Source organism: Mycobacterium sp. OTB74, assembly GCF_029892685.1.
Classification (GTDB): Bacteria; Actinomycetota; Actinomycetes; order Mycobacteriales; family Mycobacteriaceae; genus Mycobacterium.
Window position 1 is genome coordinate 113,745 of the sequence record NZ_JARXVD010000018.1, and the last position, 21,395, is coordinate 135,139.

General features: G+C 65.3%; 19 protein-coding genes. 7 read left to right on the forward strand and 12 right to left on the reverse strand.

Features of this window, described 5'->3' with window-relative positions; translation table 11 throughout:
- The first annotated feature begins 57 nt into the window (after nt 1–57).
- The 4 genes from M2432_RS21835 to glgX all read left to right on the forward strand — a co-directional run bounded on the left by M2432_RS21835 (nt 58) and on the right by glgX (nt 6,678).
- On the forward strand, nt 58–1,236 hold the full coding sequence (locus M2432_RS21835) for a helix-turn-helix domain-containing protein (protein ID WP_280828923.1): 1,179 nt from the start codon (nt 58–60) through the stop codon (nt 1,234–1,236).
- Nucleotides 1,237–1,369: 133 nt separating this feature from the next.
- Nucleotides 1,370–1,795 (forward strand): hypothetical protein, encoded by a 426-nt coding sequence (locus M2432_RS21840; RefSeq protein WP_280828924.1) that lies wholly within the window; start codon nt 1,370–1,372, stop codon nt 1,793–1,795.
- A 39-nt stretch (nt 1,796–1,834) separates the two neighbouring features.
- The gene (locus tag M2432_RS21845; protein ID WP_280828925.1) at nt 1,835–4,573 is read left to right on the forward strand and encodes a glucosidase; all 2,739 of its coding nucleotides are present in this window, start codon (nt 1,835–1,837) and stop codon (nt 4,571–4,573) included.
- Nucleotides 4,570–6,678 carry a glycogen debranching protein GlgX gene (glgX, locus tag M2432_RS21850; RefSeq protein ID WP_280828926.1) on the forward strand — a complete coding sequence of 703 codons (2,109 nt, stop codon included), beginning with the start codon at nt 4,570–4,572 and terminating at the stop codon, nt 6,676–6,678. The genes M2432_RS21845 and glgX overlap by 4 nt, the downstream gene beginning before the upstream one ends.
- A 16-nt stretch (nt 6,679–6,694) precedes the next feature.
- Here the strand turns inward: glgX and M2432_RS21855 are convergent, their stop codons facing one another.
- From M2432_RS21855 to M2432_RS21875, 5 genes are read right to left on the reverse strand one after another with little or no spacing between them, the layout of a single operon-like run.
- On the reverse strand, nt 6,695–7,777 hold the full coding sequence (locus tag M2432_RS21855; protein ID WP_280828927.1) for a VIT1/CCC1 transporter family protein: 1,083 nt from the start codon (nt 7,775–7,777) through the stop codon (nt 6,695–6,697).
- Nucleotides 7,778–7,792: 15 nt separating this feature from the next.
- Nucleotides 7,793–8,203, reverse strand: a complete 411-nt coding sequence (msrB, locus tag M2432_RS21860) for a peptide-methionine (R)-S-oxide reductase MsrB (protein WP_280828959.1) — start codon at nt 8,201–8,203, stop codon at nt 7,793–7,795.
- 2 nt (nt 8,204–8,205) lie between these two features.
- Entirely contained in the window at nt 8,206–9,477 is a 1,272-nt protein-coding gene (aftC, locus tag M2432_RS21865) for an arabinofuranan 3-O-arabinosyltransferase (protein WP_280828928.1), read from the reverse strand.
- A 35-nt stretch (nt 9,478–9,512) separates the two neighbouring features.
- Nucleotides 9,513–11,078, reverse strand: a complete 1,566-nt coding sequence (locus M2432_RS21870) for an alpha/beta hydrolase (RefSeq protein ID WP_280828929.1) — start codon at nt 11,076–11,078, stop codon at nt 9,513–9,515.
- 27 nt (nt 11,079–11,105) lie between these two features.
- A complete protein-coding gene (locus M2432_RS21875) occupies nt 11,106–11,903 on the reverse strand; it encodes a pyrimidine reductase family protein (protein WP_280828960.1) in 798 nt (265 codons plus the stop codon).
- Between the two features lie 25 nt (nt 11,904–11,928).
- On the opposite strand from M2432_RS21875, the gene zapE reads away from it, so the two are divergent.
- A complete protein-coding gene (zapE, locus tag M2432_RS21880) occupies nt 11,929–12,972 on the forward strand; it encodes a cell division protein ZapE (RefSeq protein WP_280828930.1) in 1,044 nt (347 codons plus the stop codon).
- A gap of 6 nt (nt 12,973–12,978) precedes the next feature.
- On the opposite strand, the gene M2432_RS21885 is transcribed toward zapE, so the two are convergent.
- The 7 genes from M2432_RS21885 to M2432_RS21915 form a co-directional block, all read right to left on the reverse strand.
- Nucleotides 12,979–13,500, reverse strand: a complete 522-nt coding sequence (locus M2432_RS21885) for an N-acetyltransferase (RefSeq protein WP_280828931.1) — start codon at nt 13,498–13,500, stop codon at nt 12,979–12,981.
- The gene (locus M2432_RS21890) at nt 13,500–14,054 is read right to left on the reverse strand and encodes a hypothetical protein (RefSeq protein ID WP_280828932.1); all 555 of its coding nucleotides are present in this window, start codon (nt 14,052–14,054) and stop codon (nt 13,500–13,502) included. Before M2432_RS21890 ends, M2432_RS21885 begins: the two co-directional genes overlap by 1 nt.
- Before the next feature lie 145 nt (nt 14,055–14,199).
- Nucleotides 14,200–14,946 carry a Clp protease N-terminal domain-containing protein gene (locus M2432_RS21895; protein ID WP_280828933.1) on the reverse strand — a complete coding sequence of 249 codons (747 nt, stop codon included), beginning with the start codon at nt 14,944–14,946 and terminating at the stop codon, nt 14,200–14,202.
- A gap of 74 nt (nt 14,947–15,020) precedes the next feature.
- A complete protein-coding gene (locus M2432_RS21900) occupies nt 15,021–15,674 on the reverse strand; it encodes a DedA family protein (RefSeq protein ID WP_280828934.1) in 654 nt (217 codons plus the stop codon).
- Between the two features lie 33 nt (nt 15,675–15,707).
- Nucleotides 15,708–16,847, reverse strand: coding sequence for an acyl-CoA dehydrogenase family protein (locus M2432_RS21905; protein ID WP_280828935.1), 1,140 nt, complete (start codon nt 16,845–16,847; stop codon nt 15,708–15,710).
- A 42-nt stretch (nt 16,848–16,889) separates the two neighbouring features.
- Nucleotides 16,890–17,675, reverse strand: coding sequence for an FCD domain-containing protein (locus M2432_RS21910; RefSeq protein ID WP_280828936.1), 786 nt, complete (start codon nt 17,673–17,675; stop codon nt 16,890–16,892).
- 111 nt (nt 17,676–17,786) lie between these two features.
- Nucleotides 17,787–18,332, reverse strand: coding sequence for a hypothetical protein (locus M2432_RS21915; RefSeq protein WP_280828937.1), 546 nt, complete (start codon nt 18,330–18,332; stop codon nt 17,787–17,789).
- Nucleotides 18,333–18,642: 310 nt separating this feature from the next.
- Here M2432_RS21915 and M2432_RS21920 point away from each other — a divergent pair, with 310 nt between their 5' ends.
- On the forward strand, nt 18,643–19,110 hold the full coding sequence (locus M2432_RS21920; RefSeq protein ID WP_280828938.1) for a glucose-6-phosphate dehydrogenase: 468 nt from the start codon (nt 18,643–18,645) through the stop codon (nt 19,108–19,110).
- Between the two features lie 149 nt (nt 19,111–19,259).
- Nucleotides 19,260–20,738, forward strand: coding sequence for a PE-PPE domain-containing protein (locus M2432_RS21925; protein ID WP_280828939.1), 1,479 nt, complete (start codon nt 19,260–19,262; stop codon nt 20,736–20,738).
- Nucleotides 20,739–21,395 lie beyond the last annotated feature (657 nt).

Below are 21,395 nucleotides of genomic sequence, written 5' to 3' on the forward strand. Positions count from 1 at the left end.
AGACCGATGTTCGAATAGCCAACGTGACCGCCATTTTTGCGCTTAGGCTCGGTTACCGTGGTGGTGGGAACCGAAGCTCAGATCAAGAAACTCGGGTCGATGTTGGTACACCGACTCGATGAGATCGGGCGCAATGTGACCGCGTCGATACGGTCGAACGTGGAGTTCTACAAGGCCAACAGCCTGGTCCCCGAAGCTGAACTGCTCAAGAGTACTTGCGACAACATCGGCTTCCTGTTCACCAGCGTGACCACCGGGCAGCCGTTCGACACCTCGCCGGCCGCCGACACGGGAACCAGGCGTGCTGCCGCCGGCGTCCCGCTCCCCGCGGTGATGGCGGCCTTCCGGGTGGCCTCACACACGATGTGGGACACCATGGTCGAGATTGCCAACGCGCATCCGGAGATCAGCCGCGACGCGGTGCTGCAGGCGACCGAGCTGATGTGGCAGGCGCAGGACCTCTACACCGACGCGATGGCCGATGCGTACCGCCACAAGGCGGTCCAGATGGCCACCGACGACTCAGCCGAACGTTCGGCGCTGACGGAGGCGCTGCTGCAATCGCGGCTCAGCGACGACCGCAGTCTGTGGGAGGTTGCGCAGCTGTTGCGCATTCCGCAGCGGGGCCCGTTCGTAGTCATCGCGGCGGTCTGTCCGGAGATCGGGAAGCAGGCGTTGCCGGGTGTCGCCGCCAGGCTCCGCAGCCTGGATGTTCGCTCGGCGTGGCGATTGCTGCCCGATATGCAGACCGGCATCGCCCACGTGCCGTCGAAAACCGAACATACGGCGATGCTGGACCTACTGAACAAGGTTGCCGTCGACCGCATCGGGGTGAGCCCGCAATTCGAAGACTTGGCCGACACCGCCCAATCGCTGCGGTACGCCCGGGTGGCTGCCTACGCCGGCCGCCCGGCGGGCGTCACCGTGTTCGAGGATTCCGTGCTGGCAGTCGCCGCGGTCAGCGCGCCCGAGGTGACGACCAAGGTGGCGCAGATCGTTCTCGGCACGTTCGACGATCTGAGTCCCGAGGAACGCGAGGTCCTGCTCGACACTTTTCGTCGATGGGTGCAGAACAAGGGATCCATGTCTGCCACCGCCGAGCAGATGTACTGCCACCCCAACACGGTGCGATACCGATTGCATCGGATCGAAGAGCGCACCGGTCGATCTCTTTCGGTGCCAAACGAACTCGCCGAACTGTGTCTGGCTTTCGAGATCCGTTGGAACAGCTGGTAACTCACCACCGCGGGAATGCTCGTGTAATCCGAGACACGATTTTCGTCTGATCGTTGTTTACGAGGACAACGACCGGGCCGGAGCACGGGCTTAGCATTTTCCGGTAGCCATCACACTGCCGAAGGAGCGACCCATGCCCAGCAAACTCAGCGAGCAGTTCGACAAGATTTCTGACCGCGCACACGAAGCTTCCGACAAGTTGAAGGATTCCGCGGAAAACGCCAAGGACCGCCTCGCGGCCGATGCCCAGAGTGCCCATGACCACGCCGTCGCGAGCGCCGACCGGTTGTCACAGAAGGCCGATGCCGCGCATGACAAGGCGGCGTCACGCTGGCATGAGGTTCGGCTGAATTGGCAGACGCACGTGGCCAAGGCGCATGCCGATATCGACCGGAAGGAAGCCGAACGCGACGCGAAACGCGCAGAGCACGACGCCAAGCACGCCGAGGACTACGCTGTGGATGCGATTGATTTCGCCCTCGCCGCAATCGACGAGGCCCAGGCGGCCGTCCTCGACGCAATGTACGCACGCGCCAACGCCGTCGCACTCAGTTCCTGACCGGCGACACCCGGCGCCGGACGCGTCCGGAGGTGTTCAGTGACGGCCGATGCAGGTGCGGAGCGGCGCCGAGTCGAGGGGTTCGGCCGATTGGATCTCGGCCTTCGCCAAGCCAGTGAGTGGTACCTGTGGGGGCCGTACCTGAGCGAACGGCAATGGGGCACAGTCCGAGAGGACTACAGCGCAGACGGTGACGCGTGGGACTACTTGCCACATGATCAAGCGCGTTCGCGCGCATATCGGTGGGGCGAGGATGGGCTGGCCGGGTTCTGCGATATCGAGCAACGGCTGTGCTTGGCGCTGGCGTTGTGGAACGGTCGGGACCCGATCCTCAAAGAACGCGCGTTCGGGCTGACCGGCACCGAAGCCAACCACGGCGAGGACGTCAAAGAGTACTGGTGGAACCTCGACGCTGTGCCCAGCCACGCGTGGAATTCCTGGCGTTACCACTACCCGCAGGGGGAATTCCCGTATCTCGATCTGCTGCAAGAGAATAGGCGGCGAAGCCGGACCGACCCGGAATACGAGTTGCTCGACACCGGTGTGTTCGATGACGACCGGTACTGGGTGGTCGACGTCCGGTACGCCAAGGCGTCGCCGACCGATGTGCTGATGACGGTCGCGGTGACCAACGCCGGGCCACAGACCGAACAGCTGCATGTGCTGCCCACACTGTGGTACCGCAACACCTGGTCCTGGGAGGTGAACCAGAGCCCGCCAAGGTTGGCCGCCCGCGATGACGGCACCGTCGCCGTCGAGCATCCGTTCCTCGGCGCCCTCGAATTGCTGTGCGGGCCTGGACCGGACAGCCGTCTGCCGGAGCTGTTGTTCTGCGACAACGAGACGAACATCCGGCGGCTGTTCGGTGCAGCGTCTGGCCCGCAATGGCCTAAGGACGGCATCAACGACCACGTTGTCGCGGGTGCCGCCACCGTGAACCCGCAACGGTTGGGCACAAAATGTGCGGCGTGGTACCGGCTCGACGTGCCCGCCGGCGGGACGGTCGAGTTGCGGTTGCGGTTGCGTCCGGCGACGCCTGCGGTGAATTCGTCGGCTGCGCTCGGTACGGACTTCACTCAGGTCTGTGCCCAGCGCCGTGCCGAGGCCGACGAGTTCTACGCCGAAATCACTCCTACCGCAGCGTCTTCCGACGAAGCGTCAGTGATGCGCCAGGCCTTCGCGGGTATGCTGTGGAGCAAGCAGTTCTACTACTACGACGTGACCCGCTGGCTCGACGGCGATCCAGCCCAGCCGTCGCCACCGCCGCAGCGCCGCGCCGGTAGGAACTCCCGATGGCGCAATTTCGAAGCATTCGATGTCATGTCGATGCCGGACACCTGGGAGTATCCATGGTTCGCTGCATGGGATTTGGCGTTTCACTGCGTCGCGCTGGTGCACGTCGACCCGGCGTTCGCCAAATACCAACTATCGCTGTTGTGCCGGGAATGGTTCCAGCATCCCAACGGTGCGTTACCTGCTTACGAATGGGACTTCGGAGACGTCAACCCGCCGGTGCAGGCGTGGGCCGCTCTTGAGGTGTTCGCCATCGACGGTGGGCGTGACTTCGATTTCCTCAGCCGCGTCTTTGACAAACTCCTGGTGAACTTCACCTGGTGGGTGAATCGCGAAGACGCCAATGGATCCAACCTCTTCGAGGGCGGGTTCATGGGGCTGGACAACATCGGCCCGATCGACCGGTCCCACCTGCCGGTACATGGAGTCCTCGAACAGTCCGACGCCACCGGTTGGATGGCAACCTACGCGCTGTCCATGGCGACCATCGCGGCAATCTTGCACGGGTCCGGTCACCGGCCGGCGCTGGACCTGGTCCAGAAGTTTCTCGAGCACTTCGCCGGCATTTCCGAAGCCCTTGAAACACTGGGTCTTTGGGATGAGAAAGATGGATTGTTCTACGACCGTCTGTTGCTGGGTGACGGCAGCGCGGTGTCGGTCCGGGTTCGGTCCATGGTGGCGATGATCCCTCCGCTGGCGGCAGCGGTTGTTAATGAAGAGGTCATTGACCGGACGCTTGTGACTGACAAGATGTTCGCTGATTATCTGCGACGCCACGGGCTGGGAGGGACCAAGGAGATGGCCGACGCCGGGATCCTGCGGGGGACACCTGGGTGTCGGCGGCTCTTGGTCGGTGTGACCGGTGTGGACAAGGTGCGGCGGTTGTGCGCGACCCTGTTCGACCCCACAGAATTCCTGTCGCCGCATGGGCTGCGTTCGCTGTCCGCCTACCACCGGCCCCATCCGTACGTGCTGGATGTCGCCGGCGTGCGGGCCGGGGTGGACTACGAACCGGCCGAATCGACCACTACGATGTTCGGCGGCAACTCCAATTGGCGTGGCCCAGTGTGGTTTCCGCTCAACTACCTGGTGGCAGCCACCCTGGAGCGCTATCACGAATTCTTTGGCGACGATTTCACCGTCGAGTATCCGACTGGATCGGGGACCGAAGTCACGCTGGATGTCGTCGCAGACGATCTGTGGGCGCGGCTGGTATCGCTGTTCCTGCGCGACGGTAACGGCCGGCGTCCGTGCTTCGGCGGAACCGAACGCATGCAGACCGACCCGCGCTGGCGGGACAACCTGTTGTTCCACGAGTACTTCCACGGCGACAACGGCTCCGGCCTCGGGGCATCCCATCAGACCGGTTGGACCGGTTTGGTGGCCGACGTAATCCGGCGCCGGCACCGCGCCTATCCGTCGGTATCGGCCGTCATCGGGCGGCTGGCACAACCGATCGAGCAAGGGGAAGAACAGATTCCATGACTGCCAGCATCCTGCCCGGACGCGCCGCACCGCTCGGAGCCGTCCCCGACGAGCGTGGCACCAACTTCGCGGTGTCCTCCAATGGTGACAAGGTCACCCTCTGTCTTTTCGACGCCGCGGGCACCGAGACCCAGCTGGTGCTGCCCGAGCGCGACGGCGACATCCACCATGGCTACGTTCTAGGCGTCGGTCCGGGGCAGGCCTACGGATTCCGCGTCGACGGACCCTTCGACCGGTCTCGCGGGCTCTGCTACAACTCGGCCAAGCTGCTGCTCGACCCGTACGCCCGGGCGATCCACGGCGACGTGCGGTTCGGGCCGGAGGTACTCGGCTACACCGTCGAAAACCCCAGTGCCCCAAGCACTGTCGATTCAGCGTCGTTCGTTCCGCGCAGCCTGGTGACCGCGCGGGCCGCTACGCCGGTGCGATCCGGGCCGGGGCATGCCCTCTCCGACATGGTCATCTACGAACTGCACGTGCGCGGGTTCACCGCAACCCACCCGGGCATCCCGGAGCCGTTGCGCGGTACCTACGCCGGGTTGGCGCATGAGGCGGCCATCGCGCATCTTGTCGACTTGGGGGTCACCACGGTCGAATTGCTGCCCGTGCACCACAACGTGCCAGAGTCGTTCCTCGTCGAGCGCGGGCTGACCAATTACTGGGGTTACAACACAATTGGCTTCTTCGCCCCGCACGCTGCCTACTCGGCAGAGGTTCGGGCGGGCCGGCCCGGCGGGCAGGTCGGCGAGTTCCGTGCGATGGTCGAGGCCCTGCACGCCGCCGGCATCGAGGTGATTCTCGACGTCGTGTTCAACCACACCGCCGAGGGCGGTCCCGGTGGGCCCACGCTTAGCTTCCGCGGGCTGGACAACGCGGCATATTACCGGCTCGATCCGGCAGACCCCAGCCGCTACCTCGATACGACCGGCACCGGCAACTCGGTGAACACCGCCGATCCGGCGACGCTGCGGTTGGTGACGGATTCGCTGCGCTACTGGGTCACCGAGATGGGTGTCGACGGTTACCGCTTCGATCTGGCGCCCACGCTAGGCCGCGAGGCAAACGACCAGTTCGACCCGTTCTCGTCCTTCTTCGAGGTGGTCGGCCAGGATCCGGTCATCTCCCAGGTCAAGTTGATCGCCGAACCGTGGGATGTCGGCCGCTACGACAGTTACGACGTCGGTCGGTTCCCGCCGCTGTGGAGCGAATGGAACGGCCGGTACCGCGACCTGATGCGCGACTGGTGGCGCAGTCACGACGGGCTGCTGTCGGAGTTCGCCACCCGGCTCTGCGGGTCGGCAGACATCTACGACCGGCCCGAGGACGGCCGTCGTCCCAGCGCGTCGGTGAACTTCATTACTATCCACGACGGCTTCACACTGTCAGATCTGGTGTCCTACAACGGTAAACACAATGAGGCCAACGGCGAGGACAATCGGGACGGCACCGATGACAACCGGTCCTGGAACTGCGGGGTGGAGGGGCCGACGACCGATCCCGACGTGCTGGCCCTGCGCGCCCGTCAGCGGCGGGCTTTCCTTGTGACACTGCTGCTTTCGGCCGGTGTGCCGTTGCTGCTCGGCGGGGACGAACTGGGTCGTACCCAGCAGGGCAACAACAACGCCTACTGCCAGGACAACGCGATCACCTGGTTCGACTGGTCGGCGCCCGACCACGAGCTGCTGCGGTTCACCAAAGACGTTATCGCGCTCCGGCATTCGCACCCGGTGTTCCGGCGCCGGCGGTATGCGACCGGCTCGGCCGCTGTCGACCTGCGCTGGTTCACCCCGGCCGGTACCGAGATGGCACAGGCGAACTGGGCGGACCTCGAAGCCCGCAGCGTCACGTTATTCATCGACGGCGCAACCGATCCCGATGTTTCGGCCAGCGGTGAGCCGTTGATCGATGACGATTTCCTGGTGCTGGTCAACGGCTGGTGGGAGCCGCTGACGTTCCAGCTGCCAGGGGACCACGCGGCCGGTCGCTGGGAGGTCGCATGCGACAGCTTCAACCCGGCTCACCTTGGTGCGGTGACCGGTCCGGTTGAGGTCGGGCCGCGATCGATCCTGGTCCTGCGCTCGCCCAGGCAAAGTCATGCTGGTTAACCAGTGCCGCGGTGGGCTAACCGGCCGCGGTGCCGAACAGCAGGCCCAGCAGATAGGTGACCGTCGCGGCACCGTAGCCGATCACCAACTGGCGCAACGCACGTCGTAGCGGTGGGCCACCGGACAGCAGGCCCACGATCAGCCCGGTCGACAGTAGTGCGATCCCCACGAGCACTGCGGAGGTCACCACCGCGACTAACCCAGTGGCCCCAAATAGGTAGGGCAACACCGGAATCAGCGCACCGGATGCGAAGAACAGGAAACTCGACACGGCGGCCCGCCATCCGGTTCCCACGGCTTCGTGCTTCGCGGTGGCGGCCTCGCCGAGTGGTGCCTCCCCGACGGTCCCGGATTGAAGATTGGCGAACACCTCGGCGGCCCGGTCGGCGGCATCTTGCGGGGTCATGCCGCGGGCGCGATATACAAGCTCGAGTTCGTTGGCGTCGACGTCGAGCGCCTGCACTGCGGTACCGGCCGCTGCACTGGGGGTCGACGCCTCCAAGAGCTCGAGCTGAGAGTTGACCGAGACGTACTCACCGGCACCCATGGACAGTGCGCCGGCGATCAATCCGGCCAGCCCGGTGGCCAGAATCGTCTGATTGGAAACGCCCGTGGCACTGATTCCGAGAACCAGTGCCAGGTTGCTGACCAGTCCGTCATTCGCACCGAACACGGCGGCGCGGAAGCTGCCCGACAGCTGGTCGCGACCCCGGCTGGCGAGCGCACGGACCACCTCCATGTGGATGCGCTCGTCGGCCGCCATGGTGGGCGTGGCGTCGACATCACTCTCATAGGCCGAACGGGCTTCGGCACGCTGTGCCAGGGCCAGCGTGAAGACCGAACCGAGGTGCCGGGCCATGAAACCCAATGCGCGGGTGCGAATGTCGGGGCGCCGGGGCGTCCCCACCTGATCGCCGAGCAAGGTCAGCCAATGCTGCTCATGTCTGCCTTCGGCGGCTGCCAACTCCAGCAGGATTTCGCGCTCGGTGCCCTGCCGCCGCTGCGCGAGATCCCGGTAGACGGCTGCCTCGGCGCGCTCATTGGCGAGGTACTGTCGCCACCGCCGCAGCTGCGACGCGGTGGGCTGCGGAGCCGCCATTTCGGAAGCGCTCTCTCAGCTCTCGGTCGGCACCAGGCGCAGTGAGATCGAGTTGATGCAGTAGCGCTGATCGGTCGGGGTGGGGTAGCCCTCGCCCTCGAAGACATGTCCGAGGTGGCTGTGGCAGTTGGCGCACAGCACCTCGACCCGGCGCATACCCAGGCTGTTGTCGACCCGCAGGATCACCGCGTCCGAATCGGCCGGGTCGAAGAATGACGGCCAGCCGCAATGGGATTCGAATTTCTCGGTGCTGCGGAACAGTTCGGCGCCGCACGCCCGGCACTGATAGACGCCTTCGGTCTTGGTGTCGGTGTACTCGCCGGTGAACGGCCGCTCGGTGCCGGCTTGGCGCAGCACATGGAATTCTTCGGGACTCAGCTTCGCGTGCCACTGGTCGTCGCTGAGTTCGACTTTGGGTGGCGGGATGCTCATGAGGCCAGGTTAGCGTCAGGCCGGTCATCAGACAGCCATAGTGGGTCGATGCCCTGATCCAGGCGACCGTCCTTCTTGGCGTCGAGATAGCGGTAGTACAGCGCGCAGAACACCACGATGAGCATCAGGGACCAGCCGTAGGTGATCTTGGCGTACTCCAGGAATCGGCCTGTGGTGGGCCAGCGCCACATCAGATAGCGGTCCATGGTGAGGAAGCCGTACACGCCGAGCCAGGCCGGCCAGTTGCGGATCACCGACCGCGGCAGCACCACCGTCATCAGGAATGGGAACAGCATCATGGAGTAGTAGCCCTGGGCCAGCGACAGCACGAGCCACGAGGTGATCAGCAGCACGCCCGAGGAGGTCAGCATCCAGAACAGCTGGTCGCGCTCGCGGTAGTAGCGGTACAGCAGCCATAGGCTGGCCGCCGCAAGCATCACGAATGCGACCCGCAGCGCCATGATGAGCCACATGGGTAGCCCGTAATAGATTCCGTTGCCCAGGATGGCGGAGTTGAAGTAGTCGCGGGTCTGCATGATGTACGGCAGCGTGTTGCGCACGAAGCCCGTGGGGTCCGCCGAAAGCGGCCAGGCCACGGCGTTGAACACGATGGGCACCGCGAACGCCGTCACCAACGCCCGCCACTGTCGGTTCAGCAGCGGCAGCAGCAGTAGTACGCCCAGCAGCGGCTTGACCACCAGCGTCAGCCCGATGGCGGCACCGGCCAGCCACTGGTGGCTCTGCTTGCCGTCCAGCAGCCAGCGGAAGAACAGCACCTCGGCCAGCAGGATGCAGCCGTTGACATTGGTGAAAACCAGTGTGTTGGTGACCGATTCGGTGCAGAACATGGCCAATAGCAGGGCCGGCAGCGCCACCGAGGTCAGCGAGAACTTGAACAGCCGTACCAGAAGGCAGGCGGCGATGATGATGGCCACCGTGTTGAACGCCACAAACCAGAATCGCGAAGCAAACTCCGGCAGATAGCCGAACGGAGCCAGCAACAGTGTGCCGCCCGGCGGGTACAGGTAGTGCGGGTCGACGTAGTTGAAGTGCTCGTTGTAGATGGCCCAGTGCCGCCGGAAGTTCGACACCGCGCGGTACACGGGGCCGAAGTCGTCGGTGATGTAGCCGTTGGTGGTCAGCACGTAGCTGCGATGGAAGATCGCCATGATCGCCAGCGGCCACAGGGCGGACCGCACCACATCAGAGGTGCTGGGTGCCGAGGTACGGGGGCTGAAGACGCTCAGAAGCGAAGCGGGGCGCGTCACCACCGAACCCTATAACGAGGGGTCATACCGACAAGCTAGGCCGGGCAGTATGTGTCTGTGTCAGGAAGTTTGCCGCTGTTCAGATATGCCTGAACCGGCGGCAGCGCGCACGGCGTGTAGACGATGGCGCCGTGGCCGGTGCCCTGCCACATCACCCGTCGACTGTTGGTGCCGGCATTGATCGCCATCGCAGAGACCGCCGCGACTCCCTCGTTGCCCACGATGGGGTCGTTCTGTACGCCGAGCAGCAGGATCGGCACCTTCAGTTGCTTGGGCGCCGGTGGTGTCGGGCTGTTCGGCCAGCTGAGGCATTTGGCCAGGCTCAGTGCGCCGGTGTTGCCGAACTGCGGATACAACTTCGGCCAGGCGACCACGAGCTCGCGCACCCGGTCCGGGGTGGGCCGGTTCAAGGAGTCGTTGCAGACGTTGACGAACTGTCCGTCGGTTTGGCGCATTGCGGCCGCGGCGTCGCTCAATGCGGTCAACGCGGTGGCGTCGCCGCCGCGGGCGGCTGCGAGTGCGTCACCCAGTGCGGCGTTGCCGGCCGGACCGGTGCCGCGCGGGTAGCCCAGTGCGGTGGTGATGGCTCCGGTCAGCTGGGAGGTGGACGTCCCGCCGGCACCCCGGCCCGCTCGGGTCTCGGCGAGCATGCCGTCGACGGCGCCCTTGGGGTCCGGACCCAGCGGGCAGTTGGTTGCCACGCACTGTGCGGCGAAGGCGTCCAGTGCAGCCTGCTCGCCCTTGACCCGCTGCTCGGCTGTGGCCTCGGCGGTAATGCCAAGGGGCAACGGCGAATCGAGAACCAGCCGGGAAACCTTCGTCGGGTGCGAGGAGGCGTAGGCCAGCGCAACCTGCGCGCCGTTGCCGATCCCGAGCACCGCCAACGTCGGGACGTCCCAGGTGCTGCGCAGCCGCTCCAGATCGTCGGCACTGTGGGCGTTGTCGTAGTCCGACGATGCCGGGGCGATGGTGTCGGTGCAACTGGTGGTGGCCGACTGGGCGACCGCGGCCAGATTGGCCACCGGGTCGTCGCCGGACTGGAACTGGGCCTGGTCCAGCATGTCCTGGCGATCGTTGACGTCACGGCAGTTGATCGGTGACGACATGCCCATTCCGCGCCGGTCGACGGCAACCACCGGGTGCACCTTGAGCACGTCGGTGCCCGAATGGGTCAGCCACACGGGCAACTGCCGCGACGACGGCAGGTCGGTGCCGGTGGTCATGACGATGGGGCCGGCGTCCTGCGGGGTGCTGTCGAGGCGGGCCCGTACCACGCCCATGTTGACCGTGCCGGCCGCACCGTTGAGCGCGTCGAGGTCGGCGTCGTAGGTGGCGCAGTCCAGCTTGACGCCGGGCGCCGGCGGTGTGGCCGCGTCACCGAACACCTGCGCCGTGCAGTCGTGCCAGGTCAGGTCCTTCTTGGGGGCTGCGATCGGCGGCGGTCCCTCGGGTGCCTTGGTCGTCGTGACAGCACCCTGCGGGTGTGCCCCGGAGTTGGTGGCATAGCGGGGATTGGCGGCCAGCACGGGAGCGCACCCCGCCACGACAGTCGACAGCACCACGGTTGACACGCTCAAGGCCGGGAGCAGCTGACGACGCATGGTCACCACAGTAGCGATCGCGGGTCGTCAGCCCGTCGAGCGGACGTAGCGCGTGTACAGGTAGCCCTGGTCGTCGGTGAGGACGTGGCTGCGGCTCAGCCGGGTGTGCGCCTCCCCGGAACCGGTGGCGATTCGCCGGGCCCGGCCGCCGACCAGAACGGGCGCGATCGTCACGCACATCTCGTCGATCAGATCGTCCTCGATCAGCATGCTCAGCAGCGACGGTCCGCCCTCGGTCAGCACCCGCAACAGTCCACGTTCGGCGAAGACGCGCAGCATCGCGTGCGGGTCGACCCGGTAGGAGGCGGTGTCCGAGGCGTCGATGACCTCGGCCAGCCCGGCGAACCGGCGGCAGGTGTCCTCGATGTTGTCGCGGCAGGTCAGGATCAGTGGCTGGACCTCGGCGCGGGTGAACAGCTTCGCGTCGTGCGCAAAATCCGCGGAGTGGGTGACCACCGCAATGGGCGGCACTTCGGCCTGGCCGCGATGCTGACGCAGCTGGCGCTGGGCGGCCGACATCTGGGCCCCGGAGTAGTTCTCGATGCGGACCGTGGCTGCGCCGACCAGGATGACGTCGGCCTCCTGGCGCATCAGGGCAAACAGCGCCCGATCGCCGGGGCCGGCCAGGCCGCCGGAGCGGCCGTCGTCGGTGGCACCGCCGTCCAGGCTGGAGATCATGTTTGCCCGGACCCAGGGTCTGCGCAGTTGGTCGGGGTAGGTGTACAGCGGGGCCAGCGCAGCGTCGTCGTCGCCGTCGAACGCCGCACCGACCGCGCTCAGCGCTGTGAGCTGCGTCGCAGCGTCAGGATCGGACACGTGGATAATTCCAGCACGTCGCTATGGTGCCTGCATGCCTGGGGCCAGCGAAGTCGCACATCTGACCGATCGCCATCCGACTGTGACACCGGAACGGTTGATCGCAGAGCTTGTCCCGCCACCGACATTCGCCGACGTCAGCTTCGATTCCTACCGACCTGATCCGGCTGAGCCGTCGCAGGCCGCCGCGGTGGTTTCGGCCCACACGTTCTGCCAGGATGCGGGGCGTCGTCGGGCAGGCAAGAAGAAGCTGTTCGGTAAGCGCGAGGTGCTGCCCGGGGTGGGGATGTACCTCGACGGCGGCTTTGGTGTCGGCAAGACCCACCTGTTGGCTTCGACGTACTACACGCTGACTGCGGCCGAAGCCGGACCGGCCGCGTTCGCGACCTTCGGTGAGCTGACCCAGCTGGCCGGGGTTTTCGGCTTCACCGAGTGCATCGACCTGTTGGCCGACTACGTGGTGGTCTGCATCGACGAGTTCGAGCTGGACGACCCAGGCAACACCACGCTGATCTCCCGGCTGCTGTCGGCGCTGGTCGAGCGGGGCGTGTCGATCGCGGCCACCTCGAACACGCTGCCCGAGCAGTTGGGTGAGGGCCGGTTCGCCGCGCAGGACTTCATGCGTGAAATCAACACGCTGTCAAGCATTTTCACCACTGTTCGAGTGGAGGGGCCGGATTATCGCCAGCGGGCGCTGCCGTCCGCGCCGGTGCCGCCGTCGGACGACGAGGTGCGTAGTTGGGCGGTCGGCGTGCCCGGCGCCACGCTGGACGATTTCGACGCGTTGTGCGCGCATCTGGCCACCATGCACCCGTCGCGTTATCACGCGCTGATCGAGGGCGTGCAGGAAGTTTTCATCACCGGCGTGCACGTGGTGCACGATCAGAGCGTGGCACTGCGGCTGGTGTCGCTGATCGACCGGCTCTACGACGCGGGCATTCCGGTGGCGGCGTCGGGGGAGAAGATGAACACGGTGTTCAGCGACGAGATGTTGGCCGGCGGTTTCCGCAAGAAATATCTGCGGGCCACATCGCGGTTGCTGGCGCTGACCCACGAGGGCACTCAGCTACACGCCTAGCGCGGCTCACGGCAGCGGGCGCACCATCACGTAGTCGTGTTCGACTCCCGACCCCAACCGGAAAGTCCTGGTACCGGCCACGACGAACCCGTGCTTGCCGTAAAACCGTTGGGCGCGTTGGTTTTCCTGGTTGACACCTAGCCACACGCAGCGGGCCTCCGCGCTGGCGTAATCAAGCGTCGCTGTCATCAGCGCGGTAGCAGCACCGGTGCCGTGGGCATCGGCCAGCACATAACACTTGGACAGCTCCACCGCGGGCCGCAATGGGACCGCACCCGCAACGTCGTCGGGGACGCCGCGAATCAGCATGGTGTAACCCAGGATTCGTCCATTGACGGCGACGAACACGGCACGCGCCGGGTCGTCGAGGTATTCGGCGAAGTGCTTTTCGGTCAGGTTGCCGGCAATGAAGTCGGCAATGTTCTCCGGTGTCGACGACGGTGGGCAGGCCAATGGGAAGGCCGCCGCCGCGACCGCGGCAAGCTCGGGTAGATCGTCGGCGTCGGCTCTGCGGATCTGAACCGGCATCAGGGCAGCGGTGAGCCCGGCTGCCACATGTTCCACTGGGCCAGGTGGGTTCCCGAAACCGGGTTGAACAACACGACGTTGGTCACCAGCCCGCGATAGACGTCCCAGTAGACCACCCCATTGACGGTCGACCCGGCCGGTGCGTTGAGCAGTTGGGTCTCCAGGGCATTGGGATCGTCGGTGTGCTTGGAGACGTAAGCGTCGGCGTACGGCGTGACACCGTCGAAAGTGAATGCCGTTGCCATCTTGTAGGGGTTGGGCGTGGAGATGACGTGGACGGTCACGTCGGCCTTCCAGGGGCCGCCTTGGGCGCGCCAGCGTGGGGTGCCGTTCCAGCCCCAGCCCGGCGGCACGTCGGACGGGACGACGTCGTGGACGGTCACGTCGGCGACCACGCCCTCGTAGCTCACCCGCAGGGTGTCACCCAGGTTGCCGATGGCCGTTTCGGCCAGCACCGGCGGTGCCAGCGTGGCGCCCAGCAATGCCAGCGCGCTCAGGATGCCGGCGAGCCAGCGGCTCCGGACCGTCGTACTGCCGTTCACGCCCGTGCTCATCGCGTCCTCTCCCGTAATAGCTGCCTCGCATGATGGCACACCGCTTCGTGGGTCTCGCCCAAACGTCAGTTCGGGCCACAAAGTTCGAGTAGATCTGGCCATTTCGTCGATCTGGATGGAGCGTGGTGTCCCTGTCAGTGGACACTCACTCTGGATGTGCGTCCGGCTGCCGTTGGGCGACTATCGCGTTGAGAATGTCGCCGAGCTCGGATTCGGCTCGGGCCTTATCGACGCCAAGGCTGTGCAGCGGTCCGCCGGATTCCTCGGATTCGAGCAATGCCAACAGGATGTGCTCGGTGCCAACGTAGTTGTGCCCCAGGCGCAATGCCTCGCGGAAGGTCAGCTCAAGCACCTTCTTCGCGGCGTTGTCGTAGGGGATCAGTTGTGGGGATTCACCTTCGGTGACAGGGGTGGTCACTGCGGCGCGGAGTGCGTCGGCGGTGACACCCTGGTTGGTCAAGAGCACCATCGCCAACGATTCGGGATCGGTGAGCAGGCCCAGCGTCAGATGGCGGGGGGTGATCTCGGCGCTGCCGGACGCGCGGGCGGCTTCCTGGGATGCCACCACGACGTTGCGGGCGCGTGGGGTGAACCGACTGAACCCGCTGGCGTCGTCCATCGGTTTGGGGACGAAACGCTTCTGGGCGGCCTGCTTGGTCACGCCCATGCTGGTGCCGATGTCGGTCCATGAGGCGCCCGATCGGCGGGCTTGGTCGACGAAGTGCCCGATCAGATGATCGGCAATATCGCCGAGGTGTTCGGCGGCGAGCATGGCGTCGGTGAGTTGGTCGAGCGGTTCGCTGTGCACCATCTTGATCGCGGTGATCAGGTCGTCCAGACGTATGGTGCCGGTGACCGGGTTGGGGGAGTTGGTGTGTGCCGATTCAGTCATGCGTCAACCGTAGGTTGACGGGGTGTGATCGTCAATCCTCGGTTGACGCATCGAGTGCGCCGAAATCGACGTTTTCAGGAATTACGCAAGGTGTCCCAGTCGTGTTCGGCCTCCAGGGCGGCGATGGCCTTGGAAGTGCGCTCGCGCAGCAGCAGCGTGACACCCAGGCCGACCAGCGCACCCACCACGAGCGCGACCCACGAGAACCGCGCCAGCCACTTCTCGGCGGCCAGGCCCAGGTAGTAGATGACGGCGGTGGTGCCGCCGGCCCAGACGATGGCGCCGGAAGCGTTGGCGGCCAGGAAGTGCGAATACCGCATCTTCAGCGCTCCGGCCAGGGGTCCGGCGAAGATCCGCAATAGTGCGATGAACCGTCCGAAGAACACCGCCCATGCGCCCCAGCGGCTGAAAACCTGCCGGGCCAGGGCGACGTGGCCAGGGCCGAAGTGCTTCGGGAATCGCCGGCCCAGCCGCTCGAACAGGGACATTCCGTAGCGGTGGCCGATGCTGTACCCGATCGAGTCGCCGATGATCGCTCCGATCGCAGCCGACCCACCGACAGCGACCGGGTTGATGTCCAGCGTCTGCCGGGTGGCCAACACGGCCGCGGTGACCAGGATGATCTCACCGGGTAGGGGGATACCCAGGCTCTCGAGGCCGATGACGCCCCCGACGACGAGGTACACCGCAAGTGGCGGAATCGATTGCAGCAGCGTGTTCACATCCACGTTGCTAAGGATGCCTTACTGGAAGGCTTTGGATCATCTGGCCAGGCTGCGGCTGATCACCAGGCGCTGAATCTGGTTGGTGCCCTCAAAGATCTGCGTGATCTTCGCTTCGCGCATATACCGCTCGACGCGGTAGTCCCGGGTGTAGCCGGCGCCGCCGAATACCTGGACCGCGTCGGTGGTGACCTTCATGGCTGCATCGGTAGCGACGAGTTTGGCCACCGATGCGTTGCGTGAGTAGGGCAGGCGGGCATCGCGCCGGCGAGCCGCGTCCAGATAGGTGGCCCGCGCCGAATCGACCGCGGCAGCCATGTCGGCCAGCAGGAAGCCCAGGCCCTGGTGATCGATGATCTTGCGGCCGAAGGTGGTTCGTTCCTGGGCGTAGTTGACGGCCTGGTCCAACGCGGCCTGCGCCAGGCCAACGGCCACCGCGGCGATGCCGAGTCGGCCCGAGTCCAAGGCGCTGAACGCGATGGGCAGACCCTGGCCTTCGGCACCGATGCGGCGTTCAACCGGCAGGAATGCGTCGTCGTAGTGCGCGGTGGTGGTGGGTACCGCGTGCAGGCCCATCTTCTCCTCGGGCCGCCCGAACGTCAGTCCCTCGGTGTCGCCGGGTACCAAGAAGCACGAAATGCCTTGGGAGCCTTCACCGGTGCGGGCGAACAACGTGTAGAAGTCCGCGATTCCGCCGTGCGTGATCCACGCTTTTGATCCGGTGATCCGGTATCCGCCGTCACTGGGGGAGGCCTTGCAGTTCAGTGCAGCGGCGTCCGAACCCGCCTGGGGCTCGGACAGGCTGTATGCGCCAATGACGTTGCCGCTCAACATCTCTGGCAGCCACTCCTGGCGCTGCTCGTCGGTGCCGTAGACCATCAGCGGGTGGCACGACAGGCTGTGCACGCTGACCGCGACGGCCACCGCGGCCCAGCGGGCGGCGAGTTCCTCGAGCACCTGCAGGTAGACCTCGTATGGCTGACCGCCGCCGCCCCACTCGATGGGGTAGGGCAGGCTGAGCAGGCCGGCTTGGCCAAGCGCGGTGAACACGCCGGCCGGGTAGGTTTCGTCCTTCTCGTGCTGGTCGACGATCGGGTCCAGCACCTTGTCGGCAATGTCGCGCGTGAGCGCGATCAGTTCCCGGGCCTCTTCGTTGGGCAGCAGGCGGTCGACGGGCACGGGGTTCCTCTCGGTCGGTGAAGCGGGGGTGAGCGGCGCGGCTCAGTCCATGATGTCGCGGACCTTGGTCTTCTCGTGACCTCGCACCAGCGCCACCGTGGCGATCTCCATGTGCTTGCGCCAATGTGCCTCGGCCTCAGCACCTTTGCCGGCCGCAACCATGTCGTTGAGTCGACGGTAGGACTTGACCATCCGGGTGTAGTCGACCTTGGACAGCGAGTTCGGTGTCTGGTCTATAGCGGTGATGGTGTGCCGCACGGTGATTTCGTAGAGCATGCCGGCGATCATGGCCAGGATCGGGTTGCCTGACAGCTCCACCATCCGGCGATGCAGGTTGGCGGTGGTGTGGGCCAGGTTGGCGCCGTCCCACTCGGTCGGTAGCTCGTTGACCAGACGGTCGAATTCGGCCTTGGCCTCCGGCGTGCCGTGCTCGGCGAGCAGTCGCGCGGCGGCGGGCTCGAAAGCGATGCGCGCATCGATGACGTCGGTCAGAGTTGCGCCGGAAAGTTCCAGCAGCAGCCCGGCCGGACGGGCGACAATCTCAGCTCCGGGTACCCGGACGCGGGCACCGGTGCGCGAACCGCGTCGGACCTCCACCAGGCGCTCGGATTCGAGCACCCGCACCGCTTCGCGGAGGGTGGGGCGACTGACCTGGAAGTGCTCCATGAGCGCTGATTCGTGCGGTAGGAAGTCACCGTCGGCGAGCTGGCCGTCCACCACCATGCGGCGCAGCGTGCGCGCAACCAACTCGGCGGTTTTCGGTGAGCGGACGGCACCGGGCAACGATTCCGCGGGAACCATGGGCGCCAGTGGTTGTTGGCTGGCCACGGTGACCTCCAATCGATGGCCGACTTATGCAACTCAGTAAACCATGTGGAGGCGGGTATTCACGCATGAAACCCGCCCCGGTCGGGGCGGGTTTCATCACATCAGACGGCGTCAGGAACCAGGTTTGGGCGCGGGCGCGCTGCCGCCGCCTTGACTGGCCAGGCCGCCCAACACATCGAGGGCGATCTTCATCTGCGGCGAGATGGTGGTTCCTGGCGCGTCAGCCGGCTGGTCGGTGGGATGCCACGGCTGACAGCCGCTGGTCTTGAACGCCTTGTCCGCGGGGTCGATCGCCACCACCTGCGGCTTGGCGCTCAAGGCACTGTCGATGACGTTGCCCTTGACCATGGGGTCCGGGTTGTTCATCCGGCGCCAGTAGCAGCGGCCGTTGCCGACCGGGCCAGCGGTGGCGTAGGTGCCGGGCACGATGTCGGTGCCGACGACGTAGATGCCGTCCTTGTCGATGGTGTTCTTCGGGCCGGCGGCTGCCGGCGCGGCTGGGTCCGGAGCTGGGCCTGGGGCCGCGGGACCAGGCGTGTGCGCGGTACCCGGGTCTGGTGCCGGCGGCTGGTCCGGGTCGGCGGTCGCGATCGTTGCCGATGCGGCCCAGCTGACAACGGCCAGTGCCGCGGCGGCCAGTGGGGTTTTCGACTTCATGACGTCGAAGTTTAGCCCTTCTAGCAATGCAATGACATTCGCGATAATCCGGGGTTGGTGTTGGTGCCGCAATCAGGACGCTCACAAGGGGCCGACGATCGGAGTGTCCTCGGCGTCTCGGGCGCATCCGATGACATCGTGGTCTAGTGCGTCAACGCTGCCGGCCCGCGCCTAGCGCAGCTCACAAACTGGCCGGCACCACCGCATCATCGGCTCGTCAAACTCATAGGAACCAGCCAACTTCCATCGTGCCCACATCTGACGGCGCAGGCGCACAATTGAGGTGTCCGTCTGAAACTTGGGAGCCGCGATGAGCGAGCAAAAGTACGACTTTCTCGGCGAGATATTCCAGCGGTACTTCAGGCCCGCCATCGACACCTATCCGCGAACGGGTGGAGCACTCGTCGAAAGGTTGTTCACGCTCACTGATGAGGTCCCCGATAAGTTGGCACAGACCCGGCACGTCGCAACGGCATGGGCCGAAACCGAGATTCCGCACGCCAGGATCACCTCGGAACTCTTCGTGATCACCCAACAGGGTCTGATTTATGCGGCCAGGTTGAACGAGTCGCGCCGGGCGCTGTATTACCTGGCCACGCCGCCGGCCTTGTTCGATCCGTTCGTCGATCAAGTCGACACCGCCGAATTGCGTGAGGGCGCGGTAGTCGTGGTGGACAGTCGGTGCGGCCGTGACCTTGCGTCTGCGCATCCGATGGATGCCGCGCTGCGTCGGATTCTCGATGAGCACCTGGCGCTGCGGGTAGATCTGCCTACATAACTGTTTCTTCGCCGCGCCTGCGCCGCTCGCCGTCTGATCGACGATCGGTGTCGAGAGCGGTCTACGGATTGCTGAAAAAACTGCAGTTCACTTCCGTTTGATTCCTATGATTGCGGGAAGCGAAGCGCGCGGAGGTGAGGCTGGTGGCCATGAGGATCAACGTCCACGCGCGGGCAATCGCCGCAGCTGCTGCAATGGGCACCGCCGCCCTGATCGCCGTCGCGCCTACCGCGTCCGCGGCAGCGGAGACGTCCGGCCAGCAAGCGGGGGACGCGCTGCGGGAAGTGGTCACCTCGCTAGAGAACCAGGTCGGGATCGGCCAGTTGGTCAGTAGCTTCTTGGGTGCCAACGTCCAGACCGGTACCCAACCCGTCATCCCTAACCTTGCGAACCAGACGTTCGTCGTGGGAGGGACCGACTACGCGTTGGTCTCGCCAGCGTTGGACAGCATGATCAGCAATCTTTACGGGCTGCCCAACCCGGTCAGTATTTTCACTCCGGAGCAGTTGTGGCCGCTCACGCCCACCCTGGGCAGCCTGACCCTGGACCAGTCGGTGGCCTCGGGTGTCAGTGACCTCAACAGTGCACTGCTGCCGCAGCTCGGTGCTGGCAATCATGTGACCGTGTGGGGTACATCGCAGGGTTCCACGGTGATCACGGACGAGATCCGCAACCTGATGGCGCAGGGTTCTCCCTTTCAGGGCCAGCTCAGCTTCGTGTTGACCGGCGACCCGAACAATCCCAACGGCGGCGTATTCGAGAGATTCAACGGTCTCCACGTGCCACTGATAGACGCGACGTTCAACGGTGCAACGCCACCCGACTCGCCGTACCCCACCGCGATCTACACCAACCAGTACGACGGGGTAGGGGACTTTCCGCAATACCCGCTGAACGTGGTGTCCGACATCAACGCACTCATGGGGTTCCTCGTCAGCGGCCAGCACGACTATGTGCCGTGGTTCCCCCTCAGCTATGTGCAACTGCCCACTTCACCCGGTTACACCGGCAACACCACGTACTACATGTCGCTGACCAAGAACCTGCCGTTGGTGTCGCCCTTGCGGACCTACCTGCCCGCCCCTTATGGAAACGCACTGGCCGACCTGCTGCAGCCCGACCTGCGGGTGATCGTAGACATGGGCTACGGCAGCGGCGAGTACGCCAACATTCCGACGCCGGCGTCGCTGGTCGAGTTGCCCGACCCGTCTACCATTCTCCGCGACCTGGCCACCGGGACGGTCCAGGGTGTGCAGGGAGCGCTGGTCGACTTGGGTGTGCTCCCGGCGACCGACTCGCCGACCGGCTACCCGGCCACCCCGGTGCTGGACCCCCATCTGAACTATCCGCTGCTTCAGTCATCGAGCACTGGAGCGTCGGTATTGACCACAACAGAAGGCAACCTGCACACGGCTAGCACCCAAGCGCAGTCAGTGCTCCATAAAGCGGTCTCACCGGTCACCATCCCGGTTCGCACGGCCATCTCATCGCTCACCACCCAGGTCCGCACGGCGTCGACTGGCGGGAGCAAACTTGCCACCGCGGTGGCCAGCAAACCCACCCCACGGACGGCGGTCACCAGCACCGCGACGGTCAAGCCCGCCGCGGGCCACGGAAAGAAGCACTAACCGCTCGGGCGGCGGAAGAGAACGCGCAAATTCAACGCAATCAGCGGCCACGGCCACGTCCGGAAACCTCGGCGGCGGAATCTTCTCTGGATGATCAGGCGTTTCAGTCAACAAGTAACCATTGCGGTGTCGGTCCCGGTAGCGTCGTCGTCCCGGGTGTTGCAGTGATCGCATCCATCGATGACCCAATGTCCAAGGGAACGAACGCACGGACAGGTATCGCAGTCGATGTGCAAACGACCACATAACCGGCACGTCGTTGAAAGTTCATCCAGAAGCTCGGGCATGCCATGGCCCCCTCGTGGGCGGTTCACCCGCGTTTATCCGCGGCTGGGGTGAGCGTAAAACCGCCCATACCCCTTTGAAGTCAGTAGTGCACTACTCGATTGAGGAGCCAGACCCACCCCTGTTGCCCTCTTGACCCGGCCTCAGACATGTGTGTGTAGGGCGGATTCAGGAATCAATGGGGGGAAGCGCCGCAGGTAGAAGGCACAGACAGGTCGCGGGCTTGACCTGTGCTTTTACTTGAGAAATCGAACGGGGCGATCCCTGACCAGGGTCGCGGCGGTCACCGTCCCTGGAAAGTTCAGACCCGTCCCGGGTCGAATGAGCTTGCTGGGATTGATGGGAAATGGCCGAGAACCGCATGTAATTGCA